This window comes from Pseudomonas sp. NFACC16-2 (assembly GCF_900119205.1).
Lineage (GTDB): Bacteria > Pseudomonadota > Gammaproteobacteria > Pseudomonadales > Pseudomonadaceae > Aquipseudomonas > Aquipseudomonas fluorescens_Q.
Genome location: NZ_FPIX01000003.1, coordinates 183,176 through 194,306, shown reverse-complemented (window position 1 = coordinate 194,306; position 11,131 = coordinate 183,176). Strand labels below are relative to the sequence as shown.

Genomic DNA, 11,131 nt, shown 5'->3' with positions numbered 1-11,131 from the left:
CCCGTGACGCTCTGCGTCACCTTGCAGAAGCGGAACGCGGAGCGTCCCTGGGGGCATTCCTACGCAGAGCGTAGGAATGATCGTGACAGACTTGGCACAGATCTCGCTTAAGCAAACCCACAGGTAACCAACGGCGGTTGCCCCACCTACGACAAAGACGTCGCACACCCTCCTTGCCTCTCTGGCGATCCGGGTTGCGGCGTTTTTTTGTTTTGGCCCTTCGGGGCCGGTGGTGCGACCACAGGCGGCGCACTGCTCAAAGCACTGACTCATTTCTCGAGACTTTTACAGCTGAGGTGCGCGATGAATTCAAGCTTCTGGAAATCCGGCCATACCCCGACACTGTTCGCGGCCTTCCTCTACTTCGACCTGAGTTTCATGGTCTGGTACCTGCTCGGTCCACTGGCGGTACAGATCTCTGCCGACCTGCATCTGACCACCCAACAACGCGGCCTGATGGTCGCGACGCCGATCCTGGCTGGCGCCGTGCTGCGTTTGTTCATGGGCCTGCTGGCCGACCGGATCTCGCCAAAAACCGCCGGCATGGTGGGCCAGGCGATCGTGATCAGCGCGCTGTTCTGCGCCTGGAAACTGGGTATCCACAGCTACGAGCAAGCGTTGTTGCTAGGCCTGTTCCTGGGCGTGGCCGGCGCTTCGTTCGCCGTGGCCCTGCCGCTGGCGTCCCAGTGGTATCCGCCACAGCACCAGGGCAAGGCCATGGGCATCGCCGGCGCCGGTAACTCGGGCACCGTGCTCGCGGCACTGATCGCACCGGTCATGGCGGTGACCTTCGGCTGGACCAACGTATTCGGCTTCGCGCTGATCCCGCTGGTGCTGACTCTGGTGCTCTTCGCCTGGTTGGCCAAGAACGCCCCCGAGCGACCAAAAGCCAAATCCATGGCCGACTACCTCAAGGCCCTGGGCGACCGCGACAGCTGGTGGTTCATGTTCTTCTACAGCGTGACCTTCGGCGGTTTCATCGGCCTGGCCAGCGCCCTGCCCGGCTACTTCAACGACCAATATGGCCTGAGCCCGGTCACCGCTGGCTACTACACCGCCGCCTGCGTCTTCGGTGGCAGCCTGATGCGTCCATTGGGCGGCGCCCTGGCGGACCGTTTCGGCGGCATCCGCACCTTGCTGGGCATGTACACCGTCGCGGCCGTCTGCATCGCCGCAGTGGGTTTCAACCTGCCGAGTTCCTACGCCGCCCTGGCCCTGTTCGTTTGCACCATGCTCGGTCTCGGTGCAGGCAACGGCGCGGTGTTCCAACTGGTGCCACAACGCTTCCGTCGCGAAATCGGTGTGATGACCGGGCTGATCGGCATGGCCGGCGGCATCGGCGGCTTCGCCCTGGCGGCGGGCATGGGCGCGATCAAGCAGAGCACCGGTAGCTATCAACTGGCACTGTGGTTGTTCGCCAGCCTCGGTGTCCTGGCCTGGTTCGGCCTGCACGGCGTCAAGCGCCGTTGGAGGACCACTTGGGGTTCGGCCGCCGTCACTGCGGCTCGGGTATAAATAGCCTCCATGAGCCTGCAACTGAGTTTCGCCGAAGCCAGTGCCATCGGCCCGCGGGAAGAAAACCAGGACGCCTTGCGCCTGGTCACCCCGGCGCCAGCCCTGGCCGCCAGCAAGGGATACCTGTTCGCCATCGCCGACGGCGTGAGCCAATGCGCCGATGGCGGGCTGGCCGCCCGTTCGACCTTGCAGGCCCTGGCCCTGGACTACTATTCCACGCCGCAAACCTGGGGCGTGGCCCAGGCACTGGACCGGCTGTTGCTGGCCCAGAATCGCTGGCTGCAAGCCAACGGTGGCGGACAGCCGCTGCTCACCACCGTCAGCGCCCTGGTCCTGCGGGGTCGGCGCTTCACCCTCGCCCATGTCGGCGATTGCCGGGTCTACCGCTGGCACGCCGATCACCTGCAACGGGTCAGTGAGGATCACGTCTGGGAACAGCAAGGCATGCAACATGTGCTCAAGCGCGCCCTGGGCCTGGATCAACACTTGATCCTCGACTTTCTCGATGGCGAACTGCGCACCGACGAAACCTTCGTGCTGCTCAGCGACGGCGTCTGGGCAGTGCTGGGCGACACGGCCATTGCCGGCATTCTTCGCGATCAACCGGACCTGGATGTCGCCGCCCATACCCTGGTCAACGCCGCGCACCTGGCCGGCAGCCAGGACAACGCCAGTGCCTTGCTGGTGCGGGTCGATGCGGTGGGCGAAGCGAGCATCGGCGATGCGCTGATCCAGTTGCAGCAATGGCCCCTGCCGCCTGCGCTGAAACCGGGCCAGGTGTTCGAGGGCTGGCAGATCGAAAGCCTGCTCGGCCACAGCCAGCAATCGTTGCTCTACCGGGTACACGATGGTCAGGGCCAACCTTGGCTGCTGAAAACCCTGCCCGCGCAACTACGGGACGATAGCCGCGCGGGGCAGGCGTTGCTCTCGGAAGAGTGGTTTCTCAAGCGCGTCGCCGGGCGGCAGTTTCCCGAGGTCCATGGGGTTCCCCAGCGTCAGCATTTGTACTACGTGATGCGTGAATATCCGGGCGCGACCCTGGCCGAGCTGTTCAACCAGGGCGGGCCACTGCCTCTGGCCCAGTGGCTGGACCTGGCGCAGCGGCTGGTACGGGCAGTAGGCCTGTTACATCGAAGGCAGATCTACCACCGCGACATCAAGCCGGAAAACCTGCATCTGGGCGATGACGGAGAATTGCGTTTGCTGGATTTCGGCCTGGCGTACTGCCCGGGCCTGTCCGAGGACCAGGCCAACGTCTTGCCCGGCACCCCCAGCTACATCGCCCCGGAAGCCTTCGGCGGCGCCGCACCGACGGCTCAACAGGACTTGTACTCGGTTGGCGTAACCTTGTATTTCCTGCTGACCGGGCATTATCCCTACGGCGAAATCGAAGCGTTCCAACGCCCGCGCTTTGGCGTGCCGATCAATGCCAGTCGCTATCGACCGGACTTGGCCGAATGGCTCGGGCAAAGCCTGGAACGCGCCGTCGCCGCAGACCCGGAGCAACGCTTTGAAACCGCCGAAGAGTGGTTGTTGCTGCTGGAACAGGGCGAGCGCCGCAGCTTGAACGTAAGGCCCCGGCCACTGCTGGAGCGCGAACCGCTGAAGGTCTGGCGGACCTTGGCGCTGGTGTCCCTGGTGGTGAACATCGTGCTGCTGTTTTTGCTGTTTCACGGCTCATGATTATTGTGGCGAGGGGATTTATCCCCGCTGGGCTGCGCAAGCAGCCCTAAAGCAATGAGCTCAATCTTCCTGGCACACCGCGTTGCCTGGCTTGGGGCCACTTGCGCAGCCCAACGGGGATAAATCCCCTCGCCACAGGGCCTAGTTCACTACGCTCCATTACCGGGCAACACGCTTTGATTCGGTGCAATAAATCCCTCCCCAATCCGCTCAACCAACCCGCAGCTCAATAAATCCGCACCTTCAAGCCACTTGGCACAACCACTGCATAACCTCTCTCACCATACATAAAGCAACGCCTCCAACGATGAAGGCGGTGCTTCCCGAGAGAACGGGACCAGGACAAAGGCGTCCTCGCTAGCTTGCTAGCGGGACGCCTTTTTTTGTTTTCGTAAAAATTGCCGAGCCAGTCCGATCACCGTGATAAAGCGGACCTGAGCTTGCGGAGAACCCTGATGAAAAAACTCAAACTGGTAATGATCGGCAACGGCATGGCCGGGGTTCGAACCCTCGAGGAACTGCTCAAGCTGAGCAACGAGCTGTACGACATCACAGTGTTTGGCGCCGAGCCCCACACCAACTACAACCGCATCCTGCTCTCGCCGGTGCTGGCCGGTGAGCAGACGTTCGAGGAGATCGTGCTCAACGACCTGAGCTGGTACCTGGACAACAACATCAAGCTGCTGCTCAACCGCAAGGTGGTGGAGATCGATCGGGTCAAGCGCCGGGTCATCGCCGAAGACGGCAGCGAAGCCGAATACGACCGCCTGCTGATCGCCACCGGCTCCACGCCCTTCATCCTGCCGATTCCCGGCAACACCCTGGAAGGCGTGATCGGCTACCGCGACATCGCCGACACCCAGGCGATGATCGACACCGCCAAGACCCACAAGCACGCCGTGGTCATCGGCGGCGGCCTGCTCGGCCTGGAAGCCGCCAATGGCTTGAAGCTACGGGGCATGGACGTGACCGTGGTGCACCTGGGCGAATGGTTGCTGGAACGGCAACTGGACAAGACCAGCGGCCAACTGCTGCAGACCGCCCTGGAAAACCGGGGCCTGAAATTCCGCCTCAGCGAACAGACCCAGGCCCTTCACGACGCCGGCAATGGCCGGGTCGGCTCGGTGCAGTTCAAGAACGGCGACATCATCCCCGCCGACCTGGTGGTGATGGCCGCCGGTATCCGGCCCAATACCGAATTGGCGGAAAAATCCGGCATCCCCTGCAACCGCGGGATCCTGGTCAACGACACGATGCAAACCTACGACCCGCGCATTTACGCCATCGGTGAATGCGCCAGCCACCGTGGCACCGCTTACGGCCTCGTGGCGCCGTTGTTCGAACAGGCCAAGGTCTGCGCCAACCACCTCGCACAACTGGGCTTCGCCACCTACAAGGGCTCAGTGACCTCGACCAAACTCAAGGTCACCGGCATCGACCTGTTCTCCGCCGGGGACTTCATGGGCGGCGAAGGCACCGAGACCATCACCCTTTCCGACCCGATCGGTGGCGTCTACAAAAAGCTGGTGATCAAGGATGACGTGCTGGTCGGCGCCTGCCTGTACGGCGATACCGCAGATGGCGGCTGGTACTTCCGCCAGATCCGTGAGAACCACGGCATCAGCGAGATCCGCGATCACCTGATGTTTGGCGAGAACGCCTTGGGCGACGTCGGTCATCAAGGCCAGGACAAAGCCATGAGCATGGCCGACAGCGCCGAAGTCTGCGGTTGCAATGGCGTGTGCAAGGGCACCATCGTCAAGGCGATCCAGGAACACGGGCTGTTCAGCGTCGATGACGTGAAAAAACACACCAAGGCCGCCAGCTCCTGCGGTTCCTGCGCCGGCCTGGTGGAACAGATCCTGATCAACACCGTGGGTGGCGCGGCAGACGTCAAGCCCAAGAGCGAAAAAGCCATCTGCGGTTGCAGCGACCTCAACCACGGCCAGATCCGCCAGGCGATCCGCGACCAGCACCTGCTGACCATCGCCGGGACCATGAGTTACCTGAACTGGCGCACCCCGAACGGCTGCGCCACCTGCCGCCCGGCGTTGAACTACTACCTGATCTCCACCTGGCCCGGCGAAGCCCAGGACGATCCGCAGTCGCGCCTGATCAACGAACGCGCCCACGCCAACATCCAAAAAGACGGCACCTACTCGGTCGTCCCACGGATGTGGGGCGGCGTGACCAATCCTTCGGAACTGCGGCGCATCGCCGACGTGGCCGACAAATACAACGTGCCCATGGTCAAGGTCACCGGCGGCCAGCGTATCGACCTGCTGGGCATCAAGAAGCAGGACCTGCCCGGCGTGTGGAAAGACCTCGACATGCCGTCCGGCCACGCCTACGGCAAATCCATCCGTACCGTGAAAACCTGCGTGGGCAGTGAGTTCTGTCGCTTCGGCACGCAAAACTCGACCCAACTGGGCATCGAGCTGGAGCACGACCTGTTCAACATGTGGTCGCCCCACAAGGTCAAGCTGGCCGTCTCCGGTTGCCCGCGCAACTGCTCGGAAGCCGGCATCAAGGACGTCGGCATCATCGGTGTCGACTCCGGCTGGGAGATGTACATCGGTGGCAACGGCGGGATCAAGACCGAGGTTGCCGAGTTTTTCGTCAAACTCAAGACCGCCGAGGAAGTGCGCGAATACAACGGCGCCTTCCTGCAGCTGTACCGCGAAGAAGCTTTCTACCTCGAACGCACCGTGCATTACATGCAACGGGTCGGCATGGAGCACATCAAGAAAGCCGTGCTTGAGGACCCGGAACGGCGCAAAGCCCTCCATGAACGCCTGAAGTTTTCCCTGTCGCTGGAACAGGACCCTTGGAAACAGCGCCTGGAACAACCCCAGCTGAAGAAAGAGTTCGAGGTCATCCCCGTGAAAAACCTGGAGGTGCCGGCATGAACTGGCTGGATATCTGTGCACTGGAAGAAATCAATATCCTCGGCTCGCGCATCATCAATGGCCCGAAAGGCGATATCGCGATTTTTCGGACCAGCGACGATGAAGTCTTCGCCCTCGACGACCGTTGCCCGCACAAGGGCGGCCCACTGTCCCAAGGCTTGGTCTATGGCAAACGCGTGGCCTGCCCGCTGCACAATTGGCAGATCGACTTGGAAACCGGCCAGGCCCAGGCTCCGGATGTGGGCTGCGCCCATCATCATTCGGCCCGGGTCGAGAACGGCCGGGTGATGCTGGCCCTGCGGGATGCAAGCTGATGAACCGCCAGATCACTGCCTCGACCTGCTGTTATTGCGGGGTCGGTTGCGGCGTCCTGATCGAGCATGACGGCCAGCGCATCCTCGGCGTCAGCGGCGATCCCGCCCATCCGGCCAACTTTGGCAAACTGTGCAGCAAGGGCTCCACCCTGCACCTGACCGGCGACCTCGCCGCTCGCGCCCTCTACCCGGAACTGCGCCTGGGCAAAGGCCTGGCTCGGGCCCGCAGCGACTGGGACAGCGCCCTGGATCACGCCGCCAGTGTCTTCGCCGAGACCATCGCCGAGCACGGCCCGGACAGCGTGGCGTTCTACATCTCCGGCCAATTGCTGACCGAGGACTACTACGCCTTCAACAAGCTCGCCCGGGCATTGGTGGGCACCAATAACATCGACAGCAATTCGCGGCTGTGCATGTCCTCCGCCGTGGTGGGCTACAAGCGCAGCCTCGGCGCCGACGCCCCGCCCTGCAGCTATGAAGACCTGGAGCTGAGCGACTGCGTGATGATCGTCGGCAGTAACATGGCCTACGCCCACCCGATCCTGTTTCGCCGCCTCGAAGAGGCCAAATCCCGCCGGCCACAGATGAAAATCATCGTCATCGACCCCCGGCGCACCGACACCTGCGACCTGGCAGACCTGCACCTGGCGATCCTGCCGGGCACCGATGTCGCCTTGTTCCATGGGATTGTGCACTTGCTGCTGTGGGAAGACTGGATTGACCGCGACTTCATCAAGGCCCACACCGAAGGCCTGGCGGACCTGAAAAACCTGGTGCGCGACTACACCCCGGCGATGGTCGCCCAGTTATGCGGCATCAGCGTCGAACAACTGCATCAGTGCGCCGAATGGGTCGGCACGTCGCCAAGCTTTCTGTCGTTATGGTGCATGGGTTTGAACCAGTCCACCGCCGGCAGCGCCAAGAACAGCGCCCTGATCAACCTGCACCTGGCCACCGGGCAAATCGGTCGGCCGGGTGCGGGACCGTTCTCGCTAACCGGCCAACCCAATGCCATGGGCGGACGGGAAACCGGCAGCCTGTCGAACCTGCTGCCGGGCCATCGCGAAGCCGCCAACCCGGCGCATCGCGCCGACGTCGCCCGTTACTGGGGCGTCGAACAATTGCCCGCCACCACGGGCTTGAGCGCCATCGAATTGTTCGAGCAGGTTCGCAGCGGCAAGATCAAGGCCTTGTGGATCGCCTGCACCAACCCCGCCCAATCGATGCCGGACCAGACCGCGGTACGTGAAGCCCTGCAAGCCTGCCCGTTCGTGGTGTTGCAGGAAGCGTTCCGGACCACCGAAACCGCCGCATTCGCCGACCTGCTGCTGCCGGCGGCCAGCTGGGGTGAGAAAGAAGGCTCGGTGACCAATTCCGAACGGCGCATTTCCCACGTCCGCCGGGCAATCGGTGCGCCGGGTGAAGCGCGGGCGGACTGGGCAATCACGGTGGATTTCGCACAACGCCTGGAGAAACGCCTGCGGCCGGGCCAGCCCAGCCTGTTCGCCTTTGAAACCCCGGCCCAACTGTTCGATGAATACAAGCAGCTGACCCGGGGTCGCGACCTGGACTTGTCCGGCATCAGCCATGCGTTGATCGATCAACTCGGTCCGCAGCAATGGCCCTTCCCGGAAGGCGCGACCGTCGGAACGGCGCGCCTGTACGTGGACGGAATTTTTCCCACCGACAGCGGCCGCGCCCGGTTCGTCGCCGACCCGTATCGCGCCGCCAAGGAACTGCGTGACGCCCGCTACCCGCTAACCCTCAACACCGGTCGGCTACGCGACCAATGGCACGGCATGAGCCGTACCGGCACCGCCGCCCAGTTGTTTGGTCATGTGAACGAAGCGGTACTGAGCCTGCATCCCGACGAACTGCAGCGCCATCGCCTGCAAGCGGGCGACCTGGTCAGCCTCAAGAGTCGTCGCGCCAGCGTGATCGTGGCCGTGGACAGCGACGATAGCGTGCGTCCCGGCCAGGCGTTCCTGCCCATGCACTGGGGCGACCGATTCCTCAAGGGCGGGGTCAATACCCTGACGCAACCCGCCTTCGATCCCTTGTCGAAACAACCGGAACTCAAGCACAGCGGCGTGCGCCTGGAACCGGTGAACCTGCCTTGGCAGCTTTTCGCCTTGATCGAAGGCGATGTCCAACAGCATCTGGAGGCCCTGCGCCCCCTGTGTGAGGCGTTTTCCTACGTCAGCCTGAGCCTGACTGGCCGTGAGCGTCCCGCGTTGCTGATTCGCGCTGCCAGCGCCGTTGCCCCTGAACCGCAACTACTCCAGGCCATCGACGAACAATTGGGTTTGATTGATGGGCCGGTGCTGGCCTATGACGATCCGCGTCGCTCCATCGGTAAGCGGGTGCGCATAGAAAACGGCCGCATCACCGCTATTCGCCTGGCCGGCGAAACCCTGGCCCGACACTGGTTGCAGAACCTGTGGCTGGAAGGTCGTGCCGATGAACAACTGCGGCGCTGGCTGCTGGCACCTTTGAGCGCGCCGCCGGGCAATGTCGGCGCAGCAACGGGTGGCAGCAAAACGCTGTGCAACTGCATGAACGTCAGCCAGCGTGCGATCTGCGCAGGCATTGAACGTGGCCTGGACTTGCAGGGGCTCAAACAGGAGCTGGGCTGTGGCACGCAATGCGGCTCCTGCGTACCGGAAATCAAGCGCCTGCTGGTTGCCACTGCGCAACCGCTGGCGGCTATCTCGTGAGGAAAACACTATGAACGCAAAAGTCTGGCTGGTGGGTGCAGGTCCTGGTGACCCTGAATTACTGACCCTCAAAGCCGTGCGCGCCCTGCGCGAGGCCGACGTGGTGTTGATCGACGACCTGGTCAACGCAGCGGTGCTGGAACATAGCCCCGATGCGCGCATCATTGCCGTGGGCAAGCGCGGCGGCTGCCGCTCCACACCCCAGGCCTTCATTCATCGATTGATGCTGCGTTATGCCCGCCAGGGCAAATGCGTGGTGCGTCTCAAGGGCGGCGACCCCTGCATCTTCGGCCGCGGTGGTGAAGAGGCGCAGTGGCTGCGCGAGCATGGTGTCGACGTGGAGATGGTCAATGGCATCACCGCCGGCCTCGCGGGGGCGACCCAATGCGATATTCCACTGACCCTGCGTGGGGTTGCCCGGGGCGTGACGCTGGTGACGGCCCACACCCAGGACGGCAGTAGCCTGAACTGGCAAGCCTTGGCGCAAAGCGGCACGACGCTGGTGGTGTACATGGGTGTGGCGAAACTGAGCGAGATCCGCGAACAGTTGCTGGCCGGTGGCTTGGCGGCGAACACGCCTGTCGCCATGATCGAAAATGCGTCCCTGCCCCATCAACGTGACTGCCGCAGCGACTTGGCCTCGATGGAAGCCGATGCAAACGCCTTTCAACTCAAGAGCCCGGCGATCCTGGTGATTGGCGCGGTGGCCGGCGCTGCCGAACTGGCCGCCGCTCCCCCTGCCTGGACACAGGTTTCAGCTCTCTGACATACACCTCCTACCTGTGGGAGCGAGCTCGCTCCCACAGGTTTTGCTTCGTCCGCCACAGACGGACTGATAAATCGCATACAAAGAAAAGCCCGGCCTAGGCCGGGCTCTTCCAAAGCTGTGGGCTAATTACTTAGCTTGGGCTTCAACCTGCGCTTCTACGCGACGGTTAACTGCACGACCAGCTTCAGTGGCGTTGTCGGCAACTGGGCGGGATTCGCCGTAGCCAACAGACTGAACGCGGGACGATTCAACACCGTACTGGTTGGTCAGAACTTTCTTGACGGCGTCTGCACGACGCTCAGACAGTTTCTGGTTGTAAGCGTCAGGACCGACGGAGTCAGTGTGACCTTCAACAGTGGTGCTGGTGGATGGGTACTGCTTCATGAAGTCAGCCAGGTTCTTGATGTCGCCGTAGCTGTTAGGCTTGACGACCGACTTGTCGAAGTCGAACTTGACGTCCAGCTCAACACGTACGACTTCAGCAACAGCTGGGCAGCCATCAGCGTCAACGGTTACGTTGGCTGGGGTGTCAGGGCACTTGTCGACGTTGTCGCACACGCCATCGTTGTCGCTGTCGGAGCAGACTTCAGCCGGAGCTGGAACTGGAGCAGCGGCAGGCTTGGAGCCGCCACCGAAGTTCACACCGATACCGACGCTTGGAGCCCACTCGGTGTCGCCCTGGTCGATGTTGTACTGAGCTTCAACGCCGGCACGGGCGTAGAAGTTCTCGGTGAAGTACAGCTTGGCGCCGCCGCCAACGTTGGCGAAGGTGGAACGGTTACGACCGTTGCTGCCATTCTGGTCGATGCTCTGGTCGGAGAAACCGGCAGAGACGTAAGGACGCAGCATGTCGCCTGGGTTGTTGAAGTGGTACAGAGCGTCCAGAGCGGTGTTGGCGCCTTTGACGTTGGTGCCGTCGTCAGTACGGGCGTTGTGCACTTCGTCGTAGGCCAGACGCAGTTCAACGTCGTCGGTCAGGAAGTAACCAACCGAACCGCCGAACAGGTTGCCGTTGTTCTTGAAGTTACGAGCGCTGTCGAATTGTTCTTTCTTGGCGAAGCCTTCGATTTCAACTGCGCCTTGGCCTTGTGCCAGAGCGCCGAACGAAGTGGCAGCAATCAAAGAACCAATGGCAAAGCCCAAGGTGTTTTTCAGTTTCATCCGTTAAATCCCCATCTGGTGATTGTGAAGCAGTCCCGCAAACCGGGGGACAACTCGGCGGCA

Annotated in this window: 7 protein-coding genes; 6 read left to right on the top strand and 1 reads right to left on the bottom strand. The window is 62.6% G+C overall.

All coding sequences use genetic code 11. The annotated features are described in order from the left end of the window. The first annotated feature begins 303 nt into the window (after positions 1–303). The 6 genes from BT116_RS05220 to cobA all read left to right on the top strand — a co-directional run bounded on the left by BT116_RS05220 (position 304) and on the right by cobA (position 9,904). A complete protein-coding gene (locus BT116_RS05220; protein WP_072340744.1) occupies positions 304–1,515 on the top strand; it encodes a nitrate/nitrite transporter in 1,212 nt (403 codons plus the stop codon). Between the two features lie 9 nt (positions 1,516–1,524). Then, a complete protein-coding gene (locus BT116_RS05215) occupies positions 1,525–3,198 on the top strand; it encodes a bifunctional protein-serine/threonine kinase/phosphatase (RefSeq protein WP_072340741.1) in 1,674 nt (557 codons plus the stop codon). A gap of 455 nt (positions 3,199–3,653) precedes the next feature. Then, positions 3,654–6,107: a nitrite reductase large subunit NirB gene (gene nirB, locus BT116_RS05210; protein ID WP_072340739.1), complete on the top strand. Its 2,454-nt coding sequence runs from the start codon at positions 3,654–3,656 to the stop codon at positions 6,105–6,107. Further along, a complete protein-coding gene (nirD, locus tag BT116_RS05205) occupies positions 6,104–6,421 on the top strand; it encodes a nitrite reductase small subunit NirD (protein WP_072340736.1) in 318 nt (105 codons plus the stop codon). Before nirB ends, nirD begins: the two co-directional genes overlap by 4 nt. Further along, the gene (locus BT116_RS05200; RefSeq protein WP_072340734.1) at positions 6,421–9,138 is read left to right on the top strand and encodes a nitrate reductase; all 2,718 of its coding nucleotides are present in this window, start codon (positions 6,421–6,423) and stop codon (positions 9,136–9,138) included. Before nirD ends, BT116_RS05200 begins: the two co-directional genes overlap by 1 nt. Positions 9,139–9,148: 10 nt before the next feature. Further along, positions 9,149–9,904 carry a uroporphyrinogen-III C-methyltransferase gene (gene cobA / locus BT116_RS05195; RefSeq protein WP_072340732.1) on the top strand — a complete coding sequence of 252 codons (756 nt, stop codon included), beginning with the start codon at positions 9,149–9,151 and terminating at the stop codon, positions 9,902–9,904. 129 nt (positions 9,905–10,033) lie between these two features. On the opposite strand, the gene BT116_RS05190 is transcribed toward cobA, so the two are convergent. Beyond that, positions 10,034–11,068, bottom strand: a complete 1,035-nt coding sequence (locus BT116_RS05190) for an OmpA family protein (protein ID WP_072340730.1) — start codon at positions 11,066–11,068, stop codon at positions 10,034–10,036. Positions 11,069–11,131 lie beyond the last annotated feature (63 nt).